Annotated in this window: 17 protein-coding genes; 3 read left to right on the forward strand and 14 right to left on the reverse strand. The window is 40.3% G+C overall.

The genetic code is table 11. The features are described from left to right. Positions 1-80: 80 nt before the first annotated feature. The 11 genes from EHW67_RS01370 to EHW67_RS01420 form a co-directional block, all read right to left on the reverse strand. On the reverse strand, positions 81-1,226 hold the full coding sequence (locus EHW67_RS01370) for a hypothetical protein (protein ID WP_126160546.1): 1,146 nt from the start codon (positions 1,224-1,226) through the stop codon (positions 81-83). A gap of 32 nt (positions 1,227-1,258) precedes the next feature. Beyond that, positions 1,259-2,623, reverse strand: coding sequence for an FAD-dependent oxidoreductase (locus tag EHW67_RS01375; protein WP_126160547.1), 1,365 nt, complete (start codon positions 2,621-2,623; stop codon positions 1,259-1,261). Between the two features lie 155 nt (positions 2,624-2,778). Further along, a complete protein-coding gene (locus tag EHW67_RS01380; protein ID WP_126160548.1) occupies positions 2,779-4,719 on the reverse strand; it encodes a hypothetical protein in 1,941 nt (646 codons plus the stop codon). A gap of 293 nt (positions 4,720-5,012) precedes the next feature. Then, positions 5,013-6,689 carry a RagB/SusD family nutrient uptake outer membrane protein gene (locus EHW67_RS01385; protein WP_126160549.1) on the reverse strand — a complete coding sequence of 559 codons (1,677 nt, stop codon included), beginning with the start codon at positions 6,687-6,689 and terminating at the stop codon, positions 5,013-5,015. 18 nt (positions 6,690-6,707) lie between these two features. Continuing rightward, a complete protein-coding gene (locus EHW67_RS01390; protein WP_126160550.1) occupies positions 6,708-9,929 on the reverse strand; it encodes a SusC/RagA family TonB-linked outer membrane protein in 3,222 nt (1,073 codons plus the stop codon). Positions 9,930-10,610: 681 nt separating this feature from the next. Then, the gene (locus EHW67_RS01395; protein WP_238389816.1) at positions 10,611-11,342 is read right to left on the reverse strand and encodes a hypothetical protein; all 732 of its coding nucleotides are present in this window, start codon (positions 11,340-11,342) and stop codon (positions 10,611-10,613) included. 35 nt (positions 11,343-11,377) lie between these two features. Further along, positions 11,378-12,070, reverse strand: a complete 693-nt coding sequence (locus EHW67_RS01400) for an SCO family protein (RefSeq protein WP_126160552.1) — start codon at positions 12,068-12,070, stop codon at positions 11,378-11,380. Then, positions 12,048-12,647 (reverse strand): toxin-antitoxin system YwqK family antitoxin, encoded by a 600-nt coding sequence (locus tag EHW67_RS01405; protein ID WP_126160553.1) that lies wholly within the window; start codon positions 12,645-12,647, stop codon positions 12,048-12,050. The genes EHW67_RS01400 and EHW67_RS01405 overlap by 23 nt, the downstream gene beginning before the upstream one ends. Positions 12,648-12,656: 9 nt before the next feature. Continuing rightward, entirely contained in the window at positions 12,657-13,421 is a 765-nt protein-coding gene (locus EHW67_RS01410; protein WP_126160554.1) for a YHYH protein, read from the reverse strand. Between the two features lie 535 nt (positions 13,422-13,956). After that, entirely contained in the window at positions 13,957-14,586 is a 630-nt protein-coding gene (locus tag EHW67_RS01415; protein ID WP_158285050.1) for a hypothetical protein, read from the reverse strand. Beyond that, positions 14,516-14,806: an EF-hand domain-containing protein gene (locus EHW67_RS01420; protein ID WP_126160556.1), complete on the reverse strand. Its 291-nt coding sequence runs from the start codon at positions 14,804-14,806 to the stop codon at positions 14,516-14,518. Before EHW67_RS01420 ends, EHW67_RS01415 begins: the two co-directional genes overlap by 71 nt. 191 nt (positions 14,807-14,997) lie before the next feature. On the opposite strand from EHW67_RS01420, the gene EHW67_RS01425 reads away from it, so the two are divergent. Further along, positions 14,998-16,029 (forward strand): sensor histidine kinase, encoded by a 1,032-nt coding sequence (locus tag EHW67_RS01425; RefSeq protein WP_126160557.1) that lies wholly within the window; start codon positions 14,998-15,000, stop codon positions 16,027-16,029. Next, the gene (locus tag EHW67_RS01430) at positions 16,016-16,693 is read left to right on the forward strand and encodes a LytR/AlgR family response regulator transcription factor (protein ID WP_126160558.1); all 678 of its coding nucleotides are present in this window, start codon (positions 16,016-16,018) and stop codon (positions 16,691-16,693) included. Before EHW67_RS01425 ends, EHW67_RS01430 begins: the two co-directional genes overlap by 14 nt. 83 nt (positions 16,694-16,776) lie before the next feature. Here EHW67_RS01430 and EHW67_RS01435 read toward each other — a convergent pair whose 3' ends face one another. Both EHW67_RS01435 and EHW67_RS01440 read right to left on the reverse strand, forming a co-directional pair. After that, positions 16,777-19,029 carry a ligand-binding sensor domain-containing protein gene (locus EHW67_RS01435; RefSeq protein WP_126160559.1) on the reverse strand — a complete coding sequence of 751 codons (2,253 nt, stop codon included), beginning with the start codon at positions 19,027-19,029 and terminating at the stop codon, positions 16,777-16,779. A 192-nt stretch (positions 19,030-19,221) separates the two neighbouring features. Then, positions 19,222-21,612, reverse strand: coding sequence for an amino acid permease (locus tag EHW67_RS01440; RefSeq protein WP_126160560.1), 2,391 nt, complete (start codon positions 21,610-21,612; stop codon positions 19,222-19,224). A 766-nt stretch (positions 21,613-22,378) separates the two neighbouring features. Here EHW67_RS01440 and EHW67_RS01445 point away from each other — a divergent pair. Continuing rightward, entirely contained in the window at positions 22,379-23,341 is a 963-nt protein-coding gene (locus tag EHW67_RS01445; RefSeq protein WP_126160561.1) for an ornithine cyclodeaminase family protein, read from the forward strand. A gap of 679 nt (positions 23,342-24,020) precedes the next feature. On the opposite strand, the gene EHW67_RS01450 is transcribed toward EHW67_RS01445, so the two are convergent. Next, positions 24,021-25,760, reverse strand: a complete 1,740-nt coding sequence (locus EHW67_RS01450) for a RagB/SusD family nutrient uptake outer membrane protein (protein WP_126160562.1) — start codon at positions 25,758-25,760, stop codon at positions 24,021-24,023. Between the last annotated feature and the right edge of the window lie 10 nt (positions 25,761-25,770).

The following is a 25,770-nucleotide window of genomic DNA, read 5'->3' on the forward strand; positions in this document are numbered from 1 at the left end:
CCAACTAAACGCATCTTACATATAAAATAGTTCTGACCTTTCGCACATATTACCTAATACTAATAATTAAACGTTTTGAGTTACTCTTCCTTTAAAAGAGTAAGAATTTGTGGCTCTTTTATATTTTCATTTTGCAAAAACATCTTTACGCTATTGGAAATAAATCTATTCTCCGATCGTAACAACTCAGCTATTTTAAAATAAATATCAGAGGTGAGTTTTTGTTTTCCTAAAACTAGTAGTGCTTTTTTCAGAACCTGTCCATTTAAATCCCCCAAATTCTCTACCAGTCCCATGGTAACGGAGGTCTTTAAAGCATCACAATCCGCAATTTTTTCGATGACTCTAATCTGTATATTATAATTTTCATGCACCAAGGTCTCCATTAATCTTTGTTGAACATTATCTGAATCCAGTTCGTTTACATTAATGGCATTCAAGGCCTTTTCTACGATTATATAATTATCGTCCTTCATTAATTCAAACACCTGCTCTTTAAGTTCAGTTGTAAATTCAACATAGCCATCAATACGCTCCAATGCCCAAATTTTATCGACAAGCACCGGGCTTTTCAGTATTTTTAATACCAAAGCCGGTGATAAATCATCAATAGTGAGGTCTTGTACTTTTCGTTTCATTGGTCCGTTAATCTCATGCCATAGTTTATAGGTAGTATATGCCGCCCCATTAATTACATAAGGCGCCAAGTTCTGTGGTGTTGCAGAAGCAATACCATCAATATCGTCCAAACCATGGCTGTTTGCATCTACTGTGAGCTGATTGTAATCAATGGATGCCAAGGGTGTGCTTTCATTGGCCAATATGCCATTTAATTTTTCATACTCCTCGGTAGTAAAAGGATCATGGTCGGTCTTACTTAAAAACTCGCCTTCTGGCAACTCAAAGCCCAGATATCGCCCTGTTACGTTCCAGTACAACCTAATAGTAAGCGGCCTACATTTGTTATCAAAACACACCGGGGTAAATAATTCCCTGTAAAAATAAATTGGAAACCCTTCTTTTGATGACACCTTATATAATATAGCTGTATCTGAAATTGAATCCTCCACGGCCACTGAATATTCTAGTGTACTATATGGCTCCATCAAAATAGTCCGTGGTTGGAAATATTTAATTTTTTCCATGTTTACAAAAGAGAGTACCACAAAGGCCAAGGTAATTTTCGCATATCGCCAGCTTTTCCAAAGTCTATGAAGTATGGGCATTGCCTTTTTTTGAACCTGACGAAACATATAGATTAAGTCGTTATAGGTAATATTCCTCCATGTTCCCTTATTAACTTCTTTACATCTTCAACAGGGACTTGCAGTGGTGAGACCCCTTGTTTATTTGCCAAAACGGCTGCAGCTGCGGCCGCTTGACCCATTCCCATAGAGGATGCCTGTACACGAAGGGCGGAATTGGCCATCCTGTCGCTGCTAACACATCGTCCTGCCACAAGAAAATTTTTGCTCTTCTTAGGAATGAGGGCCCGCAGCGGAATACTGGCTACCACATCTGGCTCTAAGAATTCCTGATAAATGGTTTTTCCTTCCCTATGTAGGTCAATGGGATAAAAGGAATTGGAAATAGCATCTTCAAAAACCTTTCCTTTTAAATAGTCTTCATGACTTATTTTGTACTCCCCGTCTATTCTATAGGTTTCCCTTACGGCGGTCTCTGTCTTTAGATCAAGAATCCTCAAATTTTCACAACCTGGAAAAGTCCTTAATTTTCGTATTAAATTCAATAAAGTGGACCTACCATCCCTGTTGGCCATCGTATGGGATTCGGAACTGCTTGAATCAGCTTCTGGAACATATACATATCCATATGGCACAAATGTATTTTCAGCACTGGTTCTCAATTGATTTTTAACCATGTTCTGTCTAAGGACATGATGGTATTGTTTCGGAATTTTTGTTAGGTCCAATGCCTTATAATCGTATCCCCCTATTTGGAAAATCAGGGAACCAGGTTGGGTTTCTGTTTCCCTAAGCACATCAAAGCCGGCCATAGAGGTAATAGAGGCATTACCTGTACAATCTATTATTTGATTACAAGTTATTTGTGTAATAATACCTTTACCCATTGTGTGTACCACCCACTCCCCATTTACGAATTTTACACTAGTTGGCGCCTCATAATAACGGATACCTACCCCTGCCTCTATGCATTTTTCTTCTGCCAGCAGTGTATACAAAAAGCCATTTATGGACACTTGATGCTTCCAGTGACGGTCTGGGGGAATTGAAAAGTCCGGTAATTTATCCCCATTCAACTTTACGCAATCCGTGACCAACTCCCAGCCAATTCCACCAATGATCTGTTTGCCCCAGGCATGAAATATCCCGGGAAAAGTAACACCGCCGGTAGTCATGGTTCCCCCAAGTTGACTACCGCTCTCTATCAATATTGTTCTGGCTCCCGCCCTTCCGGCCTGAATAGCGGCAATAGTTCCGGCCGTACCACCCCCAACTATGAGTACGTCGGTTTTTAATGATTTACCAATAACCTTATAAGGCTCTTTTAGGACTTCTGCATTTAAGACTGCAGGGGTCATTGCTCCTACCGAGGCAAGTCCTATGGCTTTAAGAACGGATCTTCTTTCTACTTTTCCCATATTTAAATGAATCTCATTAATTATAGTTTTGCCCCATTGATCACAGAATTCGCTTTACCTGGCTTCCTCCAACTACTTAAGGGTAAGTAGTAAAAAAAGTACATTCTTCGGTAACAATGCTTAAAATTAGGTCCCCTCCCAGTCAGGACTCAGTACTAATTCTTGCCCAGTTGCTGTAACACAGTATGTAATTTATTTATATTATCCCTATTTGGTATACTCCTGTTATCGGGAAAGCCTGTATGTAAAATACCTCCATCCACTTCATACAATAGAACACCACCTACTCTTTCGTCTTTCTCTATACTATTTAAAAAATCATATTCCACCCCATCCCCCTGCGTAAAATAATTATGGACCCATACACGCTTACCATTATCATACGCGTAGGTTTTAATGCTATCTCCCATCCCTGGCCTGTAATCGCCATGATAATAATCCTTTATGGTTACCTCATCTACCAAATCTACTGCCTTTTTCCAATTCAGAGCTATTTTGGGCATTGCCCAGAAACCCAATTCATTAAAATCATCCAACAATCTAGGCTGCTCATGGGCATGGCGCAAATGGATCTGCATCTTTTTACCGGATCTATGAAGCGTCTCTGCCGCTTTTTCAAGGAATGATAAAAAGTATTCCCCCCTTATTTTCATTATTTTCAATGGATCGGCCGCAGTCTTGAGTATATCAATGTCATATTTTTCCTTATAACGTTTTACAATGGGCTCATTATACCCATAGTTAACGTAATCGCTTACCATCCCAGAGTGGTTTTGAAGACGAAAATCGATTCCGTCATATCCCATTTCCACAGCGCGTTCTACTTGTTCCAGCCAGTATTCCCGTACTTCGGGATACGCTTCACAAGGGGTGCCCCCCATATAATTTCGTTTGCCTTTTGCAATGCCGTATAGCGGACTGCTCACCCAACCGTCTCCCCAGTGACCTGTTCCTTGAAATTGAAATTCAAAGCCCCAATCCATAAACAGTTTTAAAGCTTCCTTGTTCTTAACAGGCCGTTTCTCCAGCCCCCATGCTCTTTCTTCAGGAGATTTACTTGCTTCCTCAGGACTCATAGGGCTTCTAGAATGTATCCCCGTGGTGATGGGTATCTCCCCAGAACGGGTATACGCCTTTATCATTGAAAAGGGAATGGTAAACAAATTTTTATTGTGATCCAGACTTATTGCCCAATAATTATAATTTTCAGGAAGACTAAAATTTGTAATGGTTAAAATTAAAAAACGCTTGGGCTCCTCTGCTATTAGAAAGCCGTTGGCATCCCTTACCTCGCGTAACTCAATATTTGATTTTACTTCAATATTTCCACTGTACTTAATGTACTTTCCATTTGTTTTGCTATACCATAGGGTAATTTTTGGAACCTGAAATTCTGAATCCTTTAATCCGTTAAATTCAAAATATTTGTCATAGGAAACCTTTTGTTTAAAGGAGTCCATGCTAAAAGCTATTTCCAATGATTTGATGGGTTCATTCAACCTGTTAAGAATTGTCTCTGATTGAGGTTTTCTTTTTACTCTTAGGTTTGGGTTGTCGGATATCAAATTATCAAAATGAATGTGTTGTCCGCCAATAGTTTCAATCTGTTTCCTACTAAGGGGGGCCTTGGCAGCGTGGGGAATAGTGAACCCAGTCCCGGATTCATAAGGTTTTATAATGGCCCAAGCTTCCATGCCAAGTCTTTTAGCTTCGGACATATATATGTAATTAGGATCTCCCAGGGCCAATATAGATGCCAAGGTGCTATTTCCTGTACCTTTATCAGTAGGCATTACTGAAATTGTTGGATCGGAGAAGGCTGGGTATCCAGGTTGACATAATACAAAATAGACCCTAGTAAAACCTAAATTTTTTAAAAAGACCATTTCTTCCCGCACCTTTTTATAGTCGTGAAAACCTCTGAGTTGCGGCATAATATCGACCACAGGGGCAAACATTGTCCCTGCTTTTGTGGGTAATGGCAGTTCATTGATTGAATGGTCCGAATTTTTTGAAGCTATTGGACCGTGCCTAGTTTGTGAAATTAGTCCTGTTGTAAATAACAGTAAAATTGACAAGGAAATAGTTAATTTCATTATTACAGGATTTTATTAAATATAAAAAGAACTGGACTATTTACCGCATTGGGTTTCAGTTCTTCGGATCGTTAGTTCTTTTAGAACCTTCTATAGGATTGCTCTTATTGAAATTTACCGGTCCCTAGACAGAACTGGGCACTCCAATTGGGCAAAATTAGACTATCCTAATCTCCCTTGGATGATAGTAAATTTTGACAAAGCTTCTAATTTAGTCTTAAAAATAAAATATCCACCCCTATTATCCAGATATCCTCGATTTTAGGAGCAGATATTTTATTTGCATTTTTTAACTACCTGTTCCAACCAGGATTTTGCTCCATTTTTACATCCTTATTTCTATCGATGGCACTCTGTGGTATAGGCCACAAGTTATAATCAAAGTTTAGGGTCAGGGCCACATGTGGATGTAGGGCATATTCCTTGATACGATCTGTAGCAACAGTACCTCCCATTCGCAAAAGGGTATTCCATCTGCTTTCCTCAACAAATAGTTCCCTTGCCCTTTCATCCAGGATATAGTCTATATCAATATCGTCTGCAGTTGCCAATATATCACACTGGGCACGGGATCTGATTAAATTTATGTCATTTGCTGCCAATTGATTTTCCCCTTTTCGGTGATAGGCTTCTGCCCTAAGTAAAATAGTCTCAGGCAAACGAAGGGCATATTTATCCCTAAAGATATTACTTCTATTTTCCCCTTGGTCCAAACCATCAAACTTATCGGTATTCAATTTATAAAAAATAGGGAAAATCCAGCCACGTCCTTCATTGGTTTCATCTATTACATCTTGAGGTACTTGTTGACCTGCAAGTTCTGGGTAGTTAACGGGATCGTTATAAAATATTTTCCGACTAATATTATGTTCTGCATTTCTCTGATCACCAGCGGACACGCTTTCGTCCCATAGAATATCCTGGGTCAATGGCGAAGGCGCATAAAAAGCCACACCTCTACCACCGGCATCATCCCCTACACCGTCAAACCCTTCAATGGCCCTATATACGGGTGCAAAGTATCTGGGATAGTTTATCACCGACTGTCCGTCCTCTTGAATATAGGCATCAAAATCTACTTGAAAGGTCCAAATACTTTCCCTGTTTCCATCGGAATAATTTATGTTGCCGTTTCTAAACAGATCCCACCATACGTCTGCACCACCTGTCACCGTATTTTCCTCATCCACTCTGGCTCCAAATCGTTCTGTCATCAAGGAATAGGTACCTCCATCAATTACATCGGAGGCGTATTTTATGGCCTGATCATAAGCCGATTCATTTGATGTTTCAATTCCCAGAGCGAGATAAAATTCACTAAGATAATGTTGGGCAACACCTTTAACCAACCTACCTCCTTGTGTAGTTGTTTCCGGTAGATCATCTACAATAGCCTCCAATTCATCTATGGCAAATCCGTAGGTCTCCTCACGGGTACTCCTAACATAATCAAACCGAGGTTCCTTTGCTACTTCCGTTACAATTGGAACACCTCCAAAAAGCTCCCCAAGCATTCCATGGGCATACCCTCTAAAAAACCGGGCCTGTGCAATTAAATAAGCTTTCTTATCTTCGGATTCAAAAGAAATTCCTTCCTCTTCAATTGCAGACAGCGCTGTATTGGCCGTGGCAATTAATTCATAATAGAAATCATAGACATTTCTAAAGTTAGAGCTTTCAGCGTTTATCTTACTGTAGTCACTAAACGTATTGGATATCCTGAACTCTGGCACATCCAAAACATCGGTACCCACTCCCTGAATTTGAGCATTGGTCAATTCAAAATTTCGCAAGCGGGAATACATAGTTATAATTACCTGGTCCAATTGTGTGTCGGATGAAAAAATATTATTGGTAGTGTAGAATGTTTTGGGTTCTTCATTTAAGAACGCTTCGTCATCACACCCTATAGTAGTTGCAAGCAACACCAATAGAGTAAAAACTTTTACAATTATATTATTGATTTTCATTTGATCTTTTTTTATCTATTAGAAACTTAATTTCATACCCAAGGTGTATATGGTAGGTACCGGCTGAGTATTATCGTCCGGTCTTATTCCCGCTTCAGGATCACCTCCTCCAAACCAGTTGGTAAAGGTATATTGGTTTTTAATGCTGGTATAAAGCTCCATCGAATTTAAACCGATAGCGTTTAAGGTCTCCTTTGGCAACTTATAGGACAAGTTAATATCCTGTATCTTGACAAAACCACGGGACTGTAGTCCTAGATAACGATTGCTATAGGCATCTGCCCGTAGATATTTTTCACTCTTGTTTTCAGGTGTCCACCAGTCATGGTCTATTTCATTGGTTGCGTATCTATCCTTAAAGGAATTGTGCAACTGGTTTTCCCTCATATAAAAATTATCCTTGCCTCCACCGAAAATACCGGAAACCATAACATACAAACTAAAGTTCTTGTACTCTACCGTATTGGATAAGCTAAGTCTAAAATTTTCTTTTCTGTAACCTAATATTTTTCTATCATAATCTGCAGAGATGATGCCATCAGGCACCCCATCGGGCCCACTTAAATCCTTGAACATAGGGTCGCCAGGTTCTGCTCCTACATTTTCAATGTATTCCGTGTCATCTTCTTGGACAACACCTACATATTCGTAACCGTAAATAGCGCCCAACGACTTTCCAATAAAGAGACTGTTGGCAATATCGTCATCTTCTTTTCCATCCCCATCGTTATCATCTCCGTACAAGCTAACAATTTTGTTTCGGTTTTGCCAGAAGGTTAGTCCGGATGACCATTTTAAATTTTGATTAGAAATGTTCACCGTACGTAAACTAATCTCGACACCCTTATTGTCTACCTGTCCTAAACTGGAAAATATAGAACTAAATCCGGTCATGATGGGTATCTGTCTGGAAAATATCTGATCGGATGTTTCGGAGAAATAAAAATCAAGATCTAGGAACACCCTATTATCAAACCAGGTAGATTGGAAGCCACCGTTAAATGCCGTGGTAGTTTCCCAACCAAGACTAGGGCTTCCCAAATTACTTTGCTCAACACCGTACAATATGGATGATGGCGCATCACCAAATTCATAACGAATACCTCCATCGTTTCCACTTGCCACTCTGGCCAGCGTCTGATAGGGATCAAGTCCCTGATTACCGTTTTTACCGTAAGAAGCTTTGATCTTTAGATAGTCCAAACTCTCAAACCCACTTAGGAAATCCTCTTCTGTGGCAGTCCAGGCCACCCCAAGAGAACGGAAATCACCCCATTTCTGATCTTCTCCAAAAACGGAAGCTCCGTCCCTACGCATGGTACCCGTTAAATGGTACTTGTCCTTATAGGCATATGCCAATCGGCCAACATATCCAATATTGGCTTTCTCTACCACATTCAGATTTGTCTTTTGAACAGCAGCTTTGTGGATTCCATCAACTCCAAGTAATGTATTCCCATTTACCGAATAGTCACTACCAGTGGCACTGACCAGCTTGCTGTATGAATAATCACGAGTGGCAACCAATGTAGCATCCAAATAATGATCGCCCAATAATTTTTTATAATTCAATATATGATCCATGACATAGGTATAACTATTTGTTCGATTGTTATACCCATTTGCTTGTGACAATCTTTTGGACAATTCACCTGCGGAATATCTATCTATATATGGAACCGTAGTGGCCTCTCCTATGTAATAATCCTCATAAACAAATCTGTCGCGTTGGTTGTGATTAGCATTGATCGAAAAATTAAAGCGATACGTTAACCCATCTATTTTGGGAACGTCTACCAATGCATAAGCACTTAGCCTATAGAAATTCCTTTTATCTATATCATCTATAGTTCCATCTGTACCCCATAAAGGATTGGGAACAGATTGGCCGGTAGGGTATCTTTCCAATAAGGTACCCGTATTGGATCCTGGATTAACGGGCATGCCCTCATACCTATATGGATACGCCCATGGTTGCTGCATGTAAGCATTATTACCCAAGCTTGCCCGGACCCCTGAATAATCGTTGTTATTGTATGTTCCGTCTATGCCTACTTTTAACCAGTCGGTAACATCGGCATCCAACTTTGTCCGTATTGAGACCCGTTGAAAATCGTCACCTACTATAGCACCTTCATTGCTGGTGTATCCACCTGAAAAATAGTAGTTTATCTTATCCGATCTACCCGATACCGCTATTTGGTGATTTTGATTGAACCCATCCCGTGAAATAAGATCCATCCAATTGGTATCTACCTCCTTTTGCTCCCACAATGTGGTAGCATACGCCGCATCAAAAACAATTTCCTCAGGTGAATTGATGGATGGAGTCTGAGCTATATACTTCTCGGTCCAACGATCCCTATCCATCATGTCAAATTTATTTTGCCAAGTATTCACCCCTATAGAAGTATTATATGTGATAATAGGCTTATCCGACTTCCCCTTTTTAGTTGTAATAACGATTACCCCATTGGCTGCCCTAGATCCATATACTGCCGCGGCCGAGGCATCCTTTAGAACGTCTATGGTAGAAATATCATCGGTGTTGATATCCGTCATGCTTCCAAGAAATATAATTCCATCCAGAACAATTAACGGACTATTTGATCCATTGATTGAATTTTGTCCACGTACCAAAATATTCGGGGTGGTCCCTGGGGAGTTTTGGACACCCACATTAACACCCGAGACATTTCCCTTTAGCACCTGCAAGGCATTGGTATTAGCCGACAGCGCAATAGGGGAGTCTTCCAGATCAACGGTACTGACAGCTCCCGAAATATCCTTTCTTCTTGCCGTACCATACCCCACTACAACAACCTCATCTAATTGGGCTGAATCTTCCTGCAGTATAATTTGCAATTGAGATTGCCCATTAATAGCTACTTCTTGGCTGGAAAATCCAATATAAGAAACAACCAATACCGCATTAAGATCGGCTACCGTTAAAGAAAAATTTCCGTCAAAATCCGCCTGCGTACCATTGGTAGTTCCTTTTTCTACAATACTTGCCCCAGGCAAGGGATTGTTTTGACCATCTACAACCGTACCAGATATGCTTACGGTTTGCACCAGCCCCTTATAATTCCTAGCTTCAATTTCAAAAGTATCCAACGACCTTGCATTTAAGCTAATTGAACATAGTATTAGAGCCAATATGGATCCTCTGACCGGCATTTCTTTTTTCAAAAAAAATGAAAAAAGGCTTAACAACTTTTTAAATCCTGTTTGTTTCATAGAGTTATGTTAGTTTTGGTTTTCTACAAGCCTGTTAAAAATAATTTAACATTTACTTATCATAAATTTTTCATAAAACTACAATACGCATTAATTAGCAGTATCCTGTACTGTCCTGCCCCAGAGGCTACATACTTGGCATATTGGTAATTTAAATGTTAAAAATTGTTCAATTCCAAATTTTACAAAGCGTAATTTTTCCTAATTGAAAATCACACACATGTCTGGTCTAGAGTCTACAAGGGAGTAGCCGACGGATATCTTGTTGCAATGTTAAATATTGACCAAGGCCATTTACGTGTAGTTTAAATAAAAGTTGGTATGTATGGATAATGTTATTCAATCTAGCCGTTCTGGATGATGAACAGGTGTATCGCCATACCGGTCCATGAAGGACACCATTATTTAAAAGTATATTAATCCGGTACCTGTGGACAGGGTTAAAGGAGACAAAAACATTAAGTTTAACTCCATTAAATTATATAAATAGGTCTTTAATTAACGATAAAGGTTGAGGCCTTGAATATATAAAAACACCCAAGGCCCCAACCCCATTAATATGCTAAACCCAATAGATCATCATTAAAAAAACCTATTGAAGTATGAAGAAAAAACTACCTTAAATTAAATAAGTTCATGCCCTGAAACCAAGAAGTAATAGGTTTTGGACAACTTTGCCTTTCAATTATCCACTGTATACCCTAATTCCTTCTTTAATTGCAAAGCCATGATCTGGGTCCTATTCTTTAGTTTTTTGGCCTGGGTCAACAGGTTTTCCGTTTGCAGCAGTCTATCTACTATTGCGTTCTGATATTCCTTGCTATTGAGTAAGCTGTAATAATTGGACATTTTTCCAAAATCCCTAAGATTATTGTATTTAGGATTATCCCTTGGCAGCATATCTACAAGGGCCAGATGCTTTTCCACTTCTGGTTGTAAGTGATTAACCACTATTTCGTTGATCTTTGCGTCTGTTATCTTAAATTCCTCAATGTTTGTAGGGTAATTGGCGATAAGATTTTTTAGTGAATCGCTTTCAATAATTTCAAACTTCGAGGTACTAATAATAGAGTTCAAGGCTCCATCCAGCAATACCATTGGCGAGTAATTAATGTGTACTATGGTATCCTTGGCCCCAGGCGTAATTTGTTCCGGGGCCAAGCCTACATAGTTTAAGGTAGCTTCCAATCTCTTAACATTACTGGCGTACTTATCTATGCCCGTATTAAGAACGTTCAAATTTGTGTTCAACTCTTCATAGAGGCTGTGATAAATTTTCGCCTCTACTATACGGTTTTTCCTGATTTCATTTAAATCATTGATTTTCCATGCGATCAGGATACCAATGACAATGAGGAATATTTCCCCAAAGGCATATAACAGATAACTTTTGAATTTACCGGAAACTATCAAACTTCGCCGAATTTTAGCAAATAAGCGCATATCAACTACTCCAATTTTAAGGCTTTTATGTCTGTAATGAGTTGGGCTACAGACGACCTGTTCAATCCATTATATATTCCTCTAATATGTTTGTTCTTATCTATAAGCAAGAAGTTTTCGGTATGTAGAAAGTCGTTTATATCTTTTGGCTCCCCCAAATCATTCTCAACAAAATATTGATTTCTTCCGAGATCGTAAATTTCCGTTCTATCCCCTGTAACCAAATGCCATTTATTATCCATTACCCCGTTTTTTACGGCATAGTTTTTAAGCACGGGAACAGAATCTATAGAAGGAGTTACGGAATGTGACAGTAATAACACTTCGGGGTCATCCTTAAATGCCTCTTGCACCTTTACCATATTCCCCGTCATCTTTAAGCATATACCTGGACAGGTGGTAAAGAAGAAATCCGCTATATATATTTTGTCCTCAAAAGTCTTTTGGGTTATGCTATCCCCCAGCTGATTCACCAGATTAAAATCGGTGATTTTATGAAAATCCTCCTCTTCCTTGGTATTGGGTGTCAACCAATGTGGCGTAAAGGATTCGTCACTGTAGTAGGGCAGATACGCTACCCTACTTGTCTCTTCCACTTTAATATCCTCCTTCTTCAGCTTTTGCTTGCAACTAGCCAGAGTCATTAACAATCCACCTAAAACCAATCCAATATTCCTAACTCCTAATAACAACTTCATCTTCTAATTTATAACATGAATTGGCCCTGAGCATTCCAAAAATGCGTCCGTTTTTGGCCTCATAATTAACATATAACTTTCCGTTGGGCAACCATGCCTTTTGCAATCCTTCCTCTTTCCCTGCTACCAATTGCCTTACTTTGGACAATTGTCCGGTAGCATACCATTGTTTCTCCTCCCCATCTTTTAATCCCTTTACGTAATGGGATTCTTCCGCTAGCACACCATTTTCCCACCAACTTCTATACACCCCTACCAATTTATTTTGATGATAGGTAGATTCTATCCTAAGCACCCCTTTTTCGGACCATCTTCTTGCCACACCTTCCCTTTTTCCATTTAAAAAACCCAAGCGTTCAGCCAAGGTACCATTGGAGTGGAATTTCACGGAATAGCCATTGTATGGCTGGTTCTTGTAATACCATTTGCCTTCATTTTGGTTAAGGATCAAATCCTGCTTGGGCACCTCAACACTGTCTATTACAATTGCTTTTTTCACCTCCCTTTTAACAGCAGTGGCTTCTTTACAATTTAACAGCAATAATGCCGTCACCAATAATAGGAGTAATGCACGCATAGTTTCTTTTTAGTATCCTTGATATGGTCCGGCAAAAGCTATATAAGATCCGGTGGTTGAATACAGTTCGTTAATAATGTGGTAGTGATATTCTTCCTCTCCATCGGTATATTGGGTTGCCGTGGTGTGTCCGCCAGAAGCGTCCAAATCTGTTGGGTAGGTACCGGTGGAAGTACACTTTCTTCCGTAGAGAAAAACCCCGTCCAACAAGATACCTACTAAATTGGAATCATCATCAGTGAACGCCTTGGGTTCCAAGTGATAATGGTATACCCCTGGGCCTATATGGGCACCGGTCCAATCCAAACTTGCCGCTGCTTGGTCCAAGGCTCCGCCTCCTTCCTGATCGTTAAATATGGAGGAACCGCTCACGGCTATACCTATCGTATTTAGCTGTGTTGCTACGGTAATTCCTGTTAAGTTGGGCGTGGCATCTACCCTAATAGTAGTAGCATTGTTGTTACTAGACATTATACTAGGGGTACGATCTACATCGGGCTCCTCCTTATACAGGTCATTTCCCTCTCCCCAATAAACCGTTTCATGATTGGGTAATCCGGTGGTTTCAATAACCACTTCGGAACCGTCTAGATAAATAGTTGTGGCATCGGAATTAAATGCCGAAAAAGCAGCATGCAATTCGGTTACAACCTCTTCTTCGGCTTCAACATCGTTTGCACTATCTGCACTACAGGCTATTAGCGTGGTCAAAAGCAAGGCCACTCCCATACCTATTGCGACAATACTTTTTTTGATTTTTAATTCATTTTTCATCTTTATTAATTTAGGGTAATTATGTTATATTTTTTTTCTGTGTTTATGTCATAACAAAACTCGTTAATCAACTAATAACAAAATCTTCAAATCCATGAACTGCCCACTCTTTTAAGTCAATAATGGGTATTGATCGGTAAACCAATTTTAAGCCCAATGGCTTTAGGCTATTTTACGGGTTTGATCATTTTATAAATAACCAATACTGCCAGTACTATTACAACACATGAAAGAATAAAGGCCCACCAGAGGTTGGGTTCATTACCCGTTAACTTGAATTGGTCCCATATATTTTTCCATAATTCCATTGGCTATATTTCTTTGTTAGATTGTAATTCGATTAATTTTTTTTTATAATCCGGTGTATTAATAGCAGCTATCTAGCAACCATTAAAAAAAGGCCACAGCCATAAACCTTAAGTGGTTTTCATTGGATCTCCTGTTATCGGCTGCCATTTTATTGTTTTTAAACATAGACGAGGGCGAGTATTGATAGATTCCCTAAATCCCCGTTGGTCATACCCAAAAATTAAAATCAGCGGACTATGGTAAGAGGCTCTTTTTTAGACTTATTGGGCTTATTAATTAAATAACCAATCCCTAATACAGTCAGCCCCAAAACCAATATAGCCACAACACCCAATAATACCATACCCGCACCGGAAGCAACAAGACCTGCCTCATTTTTGCCCACTTCCACAAACTCCTTCCCGTTGACTGCCAGTGAAAGGGTATGGTCATTCTCATTATTTAAAACAAAGTGTTCTTTTTTATACCCTTCCTTCAACAAAAAAAGGGTACTCTTATTTCTATGTATGTCTTTAAATGTGCTGTTTTTAACCAAGACCGAGTGTATGTCCGAGGTAATGCCCGAGACCTGGAATAACACCCTAGTTTCATGACCTAGTTTCACGGCCCCATTTTCTAAAGAAATAGCCTCCCCTCCATTAAAACTAACATGCAGGTTGCTCTTTAAATGCTCTAACACCATTTGTTGGAACTCCTCAGGGGTTTTATAAGGCGTTTCGGCAAAATTAGTCCGTATCTCTTGTTGAAAAGCGGTAAGGGATGCACTTATCTGCAACACCCAACTGTTATTCCCTTTTACGTCCTTTAGGCTTGGGAGCATTTTCCAATTCCTCCTTGGTGATAAAGCCATCTTCATCCGCATCTATTTTGTCGAAGTCATTTTTTATGGGGCCTTTGATCTCCTTTTTAGAAAGTTTACCGTCCTCGTCCTTATCCATTTGCTCAAAAATTTCGTCAACGGATGGCGGCTCTTTTTGTCCTTGTCCGCCCTGAGGCTGTTGTGCGCTTACATTAGTGCCAAAAAATACGGTGACAACTGCTGTTAATACTGCTGATTTTAAGATCATTTTTTTCATTGTTATTGTTTTTAGAATTCATTATTTGGACTACAAAGATGGAGTATGGTTGAATACCAATTGCCTACTTTCAGCGAACCAATGGAGGTTTTAAGCCAAACTGGCAGTAACAGCTGCGAACTTCAAATTGAGGAGGGTGCGGATGGCCCATTTTTGCATTCCCATGAAAATTAATTGCTTTAATTTGTACCATGGACAGAACAAAACGATATCTTTTTCACGTTGCATTGTGGCTAGCCGTTTGGCTTATGGCCTGGTTACTAATGACCGATGATGTGCAATTTATAAGGAAAAATATACCTACTTTTCTATTACAAATTGTAGTCATTGCCGTTCTTATCTATTACACGGCACCGGCACTTTTATTCAAAAAAAAGTATACCTCCTTTATAATGATCTCCCTGGTGGTGATTGTTACCTTCGCAGCTATTAATTCTGAACCTTTTAAGGGTATAATTACAGGCCAACCACCACGTCTTGGAGGTCCACCTCCCGCAATGAGACCAAGGGTGCCTCCCCAGTTTTTGATCCACTTTTTAATATTGTCCATTGCCTATGTACTGGCAACTTTTGTTGAGACATTTTTGTTTGCCCAAAAGAAGGAAGAAGAAACCATCAGAAACAAAAATGAAAATTTACAGACCGAACTAAAACTACTGAAGTCCCAGATCAACCCACATTTTTTGTTTAATTCCTTAAACAATATTTATGCGCTTTCGGTTACCAATTCGGACAAGACCCAACAGGGTATCAGCACCCTATCCAATATGTTGCGCTATGTTTTGTACGAGTGTGAACAAGCTTATGTACCTATAGGAAAGGAGGTAAATTATATAAAGGACTATTTGGCCATGTATGTTTTAAAAAGCAGTAAAACCTATCCTATACACTCAGAATTTCAAATAAAAAACGAGGCTGTTCAGGTAGCACCCATGCTATTCATCCCCTTTGTTGAAAATGCCCTAAAACACGGTAATTTAGAAAAGATATCAGAAGCTTTTTTAAAAATAACTATCTTTTCGGATGACAAAAAAATCGATTTTGCAATAGAAAACAGCATTCCCAAAGAGCCTGTAGAGAAAGATAAAATAGGAGGAATAGGCCTGGAAAACGTTAAGAAGAGATTGGAAATTTTATATCCAAAAAGGCATACCTTAAAAATCAATAAAGATTTAACTACTTTTAAAGTTCAACTACACATAGATCTCAATGGGAACCATTAAATGTTTAATTGTGGACGATGAGGAACTAGCACGCAGCCTCCTTAAAACCTATGTTGCCAAAGTGAATTATTTGGAATTGGTGGCCGATTTTGAAAACCCCTTGGACGCCATAAAAGTGCTCAAAGAACAAAAAATAGATCTCCTTCTACTGGACATCCAAATGCCCGAAATAAAGGGTACGGATTTTGCTAAAATGATTCCGGCCGAAACACAAGTGATCTTTACTACGGCATACTCTGAATATGCCTTGGAGGGCTTTGAACTGAGCGTCTTGGATTACCTTTTAAAGCCTATAACCTTTGAACGGTTCCTACAGGCCGTAAACAAGCTAAAAACAAAAACCGATAAGGAAGAAGTAGAAGATTCCATTGTGGTCAAGTCTGGTTACGACTTGCATAAACTCAACTACGACAATATACTCTTTATTGAAAGTGATAGTGAATACGTGGTCTACCACACCACACACGGAAAGATCATGAGCAATCAGAGCCTAACGGCTTTAGAGAAAAAGCTGCCGGCCCCAATTTTTATGAGGGTACACAGGTCCTATATCGTTAACAAAAACAAGGTAAATGCCCTAAAGGGGAAAGATTTGACCATTGAAAAAGAAATTATCCCCGTTAGTGCCAGGTATTTTGATCTGGTAAAAAAGAACATTTTTTAGTGGTATACACAAGCCTTAATGTAAGGCAATCAGGGTGTTTGCACATTTTCCAAAAGGATCCTATTATATCGTATAAGGCACCATTAGGGCGTTATCAAATTTAAATAGCGTCCCATCCAATAGGGTAAAAGCCAGTAAACAGGCTCTTTTTCCTGGGAAGGATCTCCACTAACGGCCAAATAAGGATTCTGATCCCAGCGGGTAGTTCGGTACTCACTGGGCGGACGCAAAGTTGTTTGTAATTCCTCCAATATTGGCTGCCTAACCACTTTTAAATCTTCCCGCTTTCCATTATCTATATACCAATCTACCAAATCCAAAGGAGCATCCTTTAGAAAGGCAATTGAGTTGTCCAATTCATCGGATCCACCTTTTAAAAAGTTATAGGTAAAATTGACTAGTGGGCTATTGGCTTTTTTATGCTTGTTGAACCACTGCTCCATATGGTCTTGATATTCCCTCTTCAACACGGGGTCATCCTCATAACTAATGAGTACCGGGTACATGTAAAGGGACAGGAAAATATCAAAATAAGTCTCCCACGCCGGGTTGGTATGATGCAACATTTTTGCATTTTCCAGGTAGCCTTCTTCCTTTATCAATTTCAAATATTCACTTTGGTACTTTTCCTTTTTGGTAATCTGATAGGCAAATTTTAGAAAAGCAAGTAGCTCTAAAGAGTTTAAGGCCTTTTCTGGCGCCCAATCTGGATCATGGTTAAGGATGGCCGGAGACCAAACGCCCCATTTGGTAGGCGTGCCATCAACATCTACAAGATTAAAGTTGTTCCTGATCAAATGATCCATAATCTTACTGAAGTGATCTGCTATCCTACCTTTTTCCTTAGCATCGGCTACTAAATTATAATAGCAATAGTAGCCAAATAGATGCCCAGAAATTTCATCGCTACTGGTATCACCTTTCCACTTCCAATTACCATCCTTGGAAACATGCCAGCGTTTTTCCACCGGTTTATGCCTAGGGTTTTCTATAAGTTCCTCCGCCAATTCGCGCTCCGAATATGTGCGGTTCATATCATGGGAATGTTCCCAGGAGACAGGAATTATTGTTCTTGCAAAAAAACCATCCTCCCCGGTCACTTCCCTTAAAAAATGTAAAAATTCGAAGGCCTTTTTGGCCCGCTCCTTTGCCTGCTGGTCGTGGGTGGCCGCATATCTAAAAGATTCCATCGCCAAATAATTGGAGGTATACTCTCCATCATTATCATCGTCATCCGGTTGTATTGTTGTGGTGTCCCCTGGCACTACTAGTTTGGATCGTGCTATGATCCAAGGTTCCCGCACATGTCTTCGTATCAATTTATCATAAAAATAATCGGCCTTATCCGCAAGTGTCATTTCCCTTACCTTAATAGCGCTTACGCCATTGGCCGTAGCAATCCATGCATTACCCTGTGTGTCGAAAGCGATATCCCTCACCTGATCCGAAACCAACCATCGCCTTCCCAATCTCACAGAGTAGGATGTTTCTCCCGGTGTAAATCTTGTTAACCCGTATTGGGTGCCTATCCACATCCTACCATCGGGCCCTTTGGCCACAGCATTTACATTTGCATTGGGTATACCATCCCTAGGTTTTTTCTCTCCTATTTTCCCTGTTTGATCCCTAATGGACACCCCACCCAAACCTCCGATCCATAAATTGCCTCTTTGATCCAAATCCAAGCCGGACACATAAGCACTTATCAAATCGTTATTCCCTTGATATACTGTAGTTCTTTCAGCATTACAATGGTACAATCCCACATCCGTACCTATCCAAAGACCCCCATTTTTATCAGAGAGTGCGGCGCGAATACTTCTGGCCGTTTTATATTTCATTTTCTGCCATGCACTATCTTTATAAAGCCATATTCCATATGGACCCATGGCATAAACACCCTCCTTAGACAATACCAATTTGGCTATGGGCGGCTTAAGGCCTTCCATTTTCTGAATGACACCAGACCTACTCCTGTACACCCCGTTCCAAGTGGCCATCCATATATCCCGGCCCAAATGCACCGCCACATCATAAGCCGGACCTTGATTGTCACCGCTAATTACAATCTTCCATTCCCTGGAACCAACTCTTTTTTGATAGATACCATTTTTGGTGGCAATCCAAACTTCACCACTTAAAGTGGGACATATGGCTCTAACATTGTTGGCATCCTCATTGGAATCCGAAATATGATAACCCACATGGTATTCCTGATGAAAAGGCCTGTCCGAATAGGTTATTTTTTTATTATCCAAGGATTCGTACGAATGGTCTAAGTGTTGTCCCCATGATAAAAATGGCACTATAATGAGAAATTGCAATAAATTTTTCATTTTTGGTGGCTACTTGGTTTGGTTCTTAAAGTTAAGCCATGTCTGGCACATACGCCAAAAACGAGGTTAATTCTCAGGTGTAACCCTACCATATCGTACAAACCACTAAACACCTGATAAGAAACATATTAGGATTCACCCCCTTAGTATAGAATTAATACCCCGCAGACATTTTGTCCAGCAGATACTAAACTATTTTATCTCCTTGGAAGCAGCGGCATTTACAAAGAGTACATTCCCTATGTCCCCATAACCTTCAAAGGCCTGTACCCCCAAATGCTCAACAGTCTTTTCAATGAAACCAACTATTGTTAAATCGGCATCCTTGGATTTTTGGTTAATGATGTTCTTAATACTCATAGCCGATTTTTGGGTAATAAATTCGATGTTCTTTGGTGAAATGGGCAATTGTCCCGTTTGGATAAGGAGAAAAAGCCGCTCCCGCTCCTCCTCAATGGTATCTTCGGGAAAAATAGCATGTATGTTAATGGTTGCCTCCTTCCAATCCGGGTGCCCCAATAATATATAGGCAAGCAAAATCATAAGGTTGGCATTTTCAAAGTCATATGGGGAGATCCAGAGGTGGATCTGTCTTTTCAATCCAAATCCCCGCTCGGAACTGGCCAGAATAATAAGGTCGAAATCAACAGATTTTATGAGCCCAAGGTTATCTACTATGTCCAACAAATTATCCGGGTGGTTTTTGTGAAACTCAAACAAGAGCAAGTTGTTTTCCTTACCGGCAATTCCGGGCAGCTGAATACTCTGTGCCACGGTAGAGGTAAAGGAAGGGGAAACCATGGTATCTATAAACACATTGCTATGGCTAACGTCGGCCATGGCTATCAATTGCTTTTTACAGCGGGCGGCTTCAAGGTTGGATTCTTTGGACAAATAGCCCTTTATGTAGTGGATATAGGTCCCAAACCCATGGCGATAGGCTATCCACCGTAACAATTGAAATGCCGAAAATCTGGTAAAACTATCCTCCGAAATAGCGATGGTGGAAGGTCTCCAGCTCTGGGTTTGCTCCTTTTCCGACTTTTGAAGGAAAACCTGCATCTGTCTGCTGAGCTGGAAAATTACCCCTTGAAAGATAACCGCTAGGTTTCTTTTGTCCTGGTTGTTGCTCACCACCCAAACGAACAAGATCAATATTAAAACAATGGCCAATAGGGCATAGACGGCATTCATAAAAAACATTAGGGCAAAGCAACTAAGTGCCCCAAATAGGGAGACGTACCAACGCGATTTAAATTTGGGCCTGTAAGAAGGATCGGCAGCAAAATGGTTCAAAAAGGAAATCAGGCAAAGCGACCCATAGGTTACCATAAAAAACATGGAAATAATCTGGGCCACACTATCCAAGGCACCCATAAGAATGAACAATCCCGCTATGACTATAGTGATCACGGAAGCATTATAAGGTTCATCTTTTTTCCCTTTACCCTTAGACAGCCACTGGTTGAATCTTGGTGTAGGAAAAATACCGTCCCTCGCAATGGCTTGTAGGGTCCGTGGTGCTACCATAATGCTGCCCAATGCCGAAGAAATGGTTGCCGCTGCCAAACCAAGCGGAATAATCCACCAGCCTTGCCAGGCAATGTCTGCCATAATTAAACCGGAAGTATCTGCTAATTCATGGGGTGGCGCCGATACGGTGAGTTTCCAGGCAATTAAAAAATACATCAGCATTCCACAGAGTGTGGCGGCCAAGGTTCCCAATGGGATAGATTTCCCGGGGTCTTTAAGGTCGCCAGACAGGCCTACCCCAGCAGTCATACCCGTAAAAGCAGGAAATATTATAGAAAAAACAATAAAGAAAGCTATAGCATCGGGAATCCCACCCCCATCTTTATTGTCAGTTTGTTGTTCCTCTTCCGGGACTTGCCCATTTTGGACTGTAGCCCCCTCTCCATTGCTGTCCTCCAATGGCGATGTATCCGTTTTAAAAGCATCGGGATTCTCACGAACATCGCTTATACTCAAAAAAGGATCAAATTGCTGTGTCTTACTATATTCCGTGGTCCCAATAAAAAATGCAAATAGGGAAATGGCAAGAACCGTTACTACAGAATAAAGCAGTTTCACTCCCAGATCGGCACCTTTGGTGAGCATCACATAGGTTAATAATAGCAGACCTGGAATGCCTATGGTCTGTTTCTGTCTCAGCAACCATACCAACCAATCGGGCATGGGCATGGAAACAATGAGGCTTTCAAAGAAAATTGTAAAGGCCTCTGAAAAGGCCATAACGTAGAAAGCCACACTTATGGCTTGGGACAGGTATAAGGCTATCCCAATGGTAGAACCAATTACCAGACCAAAGGAACGGGAAATAATGTAGTACTCCCCTCCACCTTCCACCTTTTGGTTGGTTGCAATTTCGGCTATGGCCATGGCAGTGGGTATGGTAACGGCATGGCCTATTAGAATAATGGCAACAGCTCCCATGAACCCCACCTGCCCTACAGCAAATCCAAATCGCAAAAACATAATAGCCCCCAAAATGGTGGCTATGGCCGTAAAAAAAACGGGGGCAGTTCCAAAGGTCTGTTCTTTATTTACAAAGTTCTGCTGCATCTATACGTGTATTGAATTACCTTATTGACTCAACTACCATTTGTTGCCCATAGCCAGATATCAGGCTACCTCTCATTGGAATCCCAAACCATTGAAAAAACAAAAAAGCATAATATTAACTGCCCTAAATCAATTGCCAGTAAGCATTCCAGCTATTTCTTTCATCTACCAACAAGATACGAAAAGAGTATTCTTTTTTCGCTTTTATAGACTAACAAATGTGTGCTCAGAACCAAGTCCTTTTTAACCGTATAAAAAATCACCCTCCTTAGATAGACCAAATTTGAATCATAAATAGGACACAATAAAGAGAGGTCCCTAATTTTCTTGATGGTCTTCCCTCACCTACCAGCCCAGAAGAGGTAAAAATTAGGCTTCGTTCAGAAAAAATATTTATCTATTGCGGAAAACCGTAAGGTATAATCTAGTTGTAGGGTTAGGTTTGCCGAAAAAAGCAGATAACAATTGGGATTGAAAGCCTTCCTTTGATATAAAAGGATTTTTTGGCCAGCTTGCTGAAACGGTATTCGGGGGAACAACCAATTTGGCAGGCTAGGCCTTAAATAATGAGCTTTTTATTGCTATGGGCATTTAGGCGACCACCTAAGAAGCTGTAGATCATAGTTTTTTACCTAAAAGGCTGTTTGGTGAACGGATGTAGGCTGCCCAATTGGATTTCCCCCAACAGTTGGACAACAATTTTTAGCTGTTGGGATAGTCATTGCCAAAGGACCTCCAATCTCTTTATTTTTTTAACTTTGGCCGCATGGAAAATATAACCCAGATCCCGGCTAGTTTTATAGAGCAAAATACCAACTTCCCCAACCTTATCAATGCGCTAAGGGAGGCATTTATGGACCAGGACACCTTGGTACCCATGAGACATCATCACGATTTTCCCAATCCTGAGGTAAAGGAAGATTCCACCTTGTTATTAATGCCGGCATGGAAGCCCGGAAAACAGGCGGGGGTAAAAATTGCAACGGTAAGTCCTAAAAACGGACAGTTTAATCTACCGGCCATTCAGGGCACCTATATTTATTTGGATGCACTAAAGGGTGGCATCCTTGGCCTTTTGGAGGCAAAAAGTTTAACGGTAAAAAGAACTGCCGCCGCCTCCGCTTTGGCATCACAATATTTATCAAGGGAAGATTCCAGTTCCCTATTAATGATAGGTACGGGAGCCCTTGCCCCCAATTTAATAATGGCCCATGCCAGTGTACGCCCCTTAAAAACGGTTTATATTTGGGGCAGGGATTATACCAAGGCCAAAAATCTCTGTGAAGAACTAAAGAATGCCCCTTTCCAAGTACAGCCCATTGAAGCGATTGAGGATAAGATTATGGACGTGGATATTATTTCCTCTGCCACCTTATCCAAAACGCCGCTTGTTTTGGGGAAATATCTACGTCCCGGTCAACATGTGGATTTAGTTGGGGCCTACAAAAAAGATATGCGGGAAGCAGATGATGAAACAGTTAAAAAAGCAGCGGTGTATGTTGACACCTATCAAGGAGGCCTAAAAGAAAGTGGGGACATTCTTATTCCCTTAAAAAGTGGGGTTTTAAAGGAGACTGATATTCATGCCGATTTGTTTGAACTCGCATCCCAAAAGAAAACGGGCAGGACAAGTGAGTCGGAAATTACGATGTTTAAGTCGGTAGGACATGCCTTGGAAGACTTGGCGGCCGCCACATATTATTATAATATGTTTAAGGAGAACTTTTAAGGCCAGAAGAAAGAGATGCCACTGTACTCTTTAATTAGATTAATTCTGTAATTAGAATTTACATAGTAAAGGTTGTTGTGATTAGTTTATTAGGGATGGTTCTTTGATAAAGGAATATCCACCTATACACTAACGCTAGCTCCCCGATCAACTGTTCAATATTGGGATATGGCCCCTTATCCATACTTTAAATCAAGAACCGTTATATTGTAAGCTATTAAATTATTTAGCTCCTAGCTGGATATTATGAAAACCCTACTTTAAAGTATTCATCCACCAAGCCTTGCTTTAGAAATTAAAGTTGGGGTTTAGTACATTTCAATTAAGAAATAAAAACTGAAATAACCAGATAAAGACAAGAGAATCACATAACTGGGTTTCGCAAATCCATGATTCATTTTATCATCTTTTCTAAGTTTAACCCAAGTATTTAACGATGCCAATATTACTATAGGGGTCAATAGGTTGGTATTAAAAAAATAATTAAAGTGCCCTACCTTAATAACATAAACTATTCAACAAACTACCAAATAGATAAAAATAATATCGCCCAAATCCAAAAAATAAATCCTGCCCAACCCATATAGGCCGAGCAGGAAATACCAATTAACAACTAACTCTAATGTTGACACAATATCCTAGTTCGCCTTCAACTATCTAGGACATTTAAAAAAATTACTTATTCCCAGCCAGGGTTTTGTATAACGGCTCCATCGGTCAAAACAATTTGTTCTGTTGGTATAGCCGATAAATAATCCCTGTTAGGGTTAAATCCATATCCATCTGGGATAGCGTTGATATAAGGATCAATATATCCTTCCTCATTTACAAGGATAGAACTTCCAATTAGATCGGCAAATTCATCTTCCATGTCGCTACCAATAATTTTAAAACCTTGAAGTCTTTTACCAATGATCAGGTGATCTGCTTTCCAACGCATAAGATCGTTAAAACGTTTACCTTCCAAGGCCAACTCTACTCTTCGCTCCCTTCTAATCTCATTAATAAGGTCGCTTAGCTCAGGGAATGCTTTATTTGGGTCCGCAACTGGGGCAAGGGTTAGTGGTGGCATACCAACACGAGCGCGCAGCAAATTGATGGATTTATCCAAATCGCCCTGCGTTAAAGTACCCAATTCAGCCTTAGCTTCAGCAAAGTTTAAAAGTACTTCCGCATAACGGTAAATAATTGCTCCAATTGTACTTTCTGTTCTTTGCCCCTCATCGGTACTACCACCTTTGTAAATTTGGTATCCAGTGGTGGAAACCACCTCATTGTTATCCCTAAAAGTAGGGTATTCAAAGAAAATATCTGGATTTCCAGCTCTTTCTGTGATGAGGTCCCCAGGCGTTGCGATGGTCTGTGCCAACCTAGGATCCCTATCTTCAACAATAGTAGTAAGGCTACTTTCCTGACTTGGACTGTAAAGTGGACTAACAGCTATTGGCTGTCCGTCGATACTCAAGTAGGAGTCTACCAAGGACTTTGTAACTCCGGTACCAGCACCACTTTGTGGAATATAGTGACCAACCCTGTGGTCTACCCCTTCGGAGGTGTCATACTTTTTCCAGAACATTACTTCGGAAACCCCGGAATAATCTACCTTAGTGAAAAGACTCCAGTAGGTATCTAACTCACCGCTGTTATAAAGGGAGTAGTTGCCTTCATCCATCAATGTTTCGGCAGCGTCCGCAGCCATTTGCAAAAATTTGGCACTCTCATTGGAAGGAGCCGCAAAGGCAGTCCCTTCGTGGTATTTCTCCCATGTACCCTCGTAAAGTGCTACGTTGGATTTTAAAGCTAGAGCGATTCCTCTATGCACTCTAAAAGGTTCTGTAGCTGATTTAGGCTTCAGTTTCGCTATGGCATTATCTAAGTCCTCGATAATTTTGGTAGCCAGTTCGTTCCTGGGAACTCTTGGCGATTTCAACTCTGGTGAGTCGGTATTTAACACCTTATCGATATAGGGAACCCCTCCAAATTTTTGCAACAATTCAAAATAGAACATTGCTCTAAAAAAGTATGCCTCCCCATTATAGGCCTCAATAACGTCTTCAGGACCTTCCGCCGTTTCACTATTTTCCAAATAGTAATTTACACTTCTAATTCTACCGTAATTGGTATTCCAGGTACCATCGGAAGTTGGAGCCGTATTATTGCTTCCAACAAATCTGGTATTGATACTAACTTGGGCTAGGTTATCACTATTGTTATCAAATTCGAAGATTCCGCCGTTCCAGCCGCTGTGTACTGGAAAGGTAGTATAGAACTGATTAAGGAACAACGCTAAATCATTAGGTGTTTTCCAATATTGCTCCGGAGAGATCTCGTCTTCCGGAAGCTTATCCAACAAGTCATCGCTACAGGATACGGCAAAGACCGCGAGCAGCAAAAATGTAATGTATCTTATGTTTTTCATATGTATTGTA

The sequence above is a fragment of the Arenibacter aquaticus genome (genome assembly GCF_003957295.1).
In the GTDB taxonomy this organism is placed as follows: domain Bacteria; phylum Bacteroidota; class Bacteroidia; order Flavobacteriales; family Flavobacteriaceae; genus Arenibacter; species Arenibacter aquaticus.